Genomic DNA, 587 nt, shown 5'->3' on the forward strand with positions numbered 1-587 from the left:
GGCGGTGCGTATTCGAACAACAACGTGTTCGAGGGCGGCACCGGTACGGACATGCTGCACGGCAGCTACAACAGCGACACCTACCGGTTCAACCTCGGCGACGGCCACGACACGATCGTGGAGACGGCCGCCTACGGCGGCTCGGTGGACGTGCTGGAGTTCGGCCAGGGCATYGCYGCCGGCGATATCCAAGTCCTGAAGGAGARCSAGGACGTGGTGCTGMAGCTGGCTGGCGGCGYCGACTCAGTGCGACTGAAGGACTGGCTGACTGGSAGTGCGGCGGAGAACAGCCCGAGGGGCATCGAGAAGATCCGGTTCGCCGACGGCACCGAGTGGGCAYCGGCGCAGCTGAGGGCCACGGGCCTGACCACGCTGGGTACCGACGACGCCGACAAGCTGGTGGGCTGGCAAGGCAACGACGTGCTGCTGGGCGGGGGCGGTAACGACAACCTTGGCGGCGGCAATGGCGAGAATCGGYTGGTCGGCGGTGCGGGCGATGACGTGCTGTGGGTCGGCGGTGCGTATTCGAACAACAACGTGTTCGAGGGCGGCACCGGTACGGACATGCTGCACGGCAGCTACAACAG

1 protein-coding gene is annotated in these 587 nt (G+C 66.4%); it reads left to right on the plus strand.

The annotated features are described in order from the left end of the window. Window positions 1–587: calcium-binding protein (locus AC1DER_RS17230; RefSeq protein ID WP_477358222.1), on the plus strand; the 587-nt coding region annotated here is incomplete at both ends.

Source organism: Lysobacter sp. 05T417 (assembly GCF_056396405.1).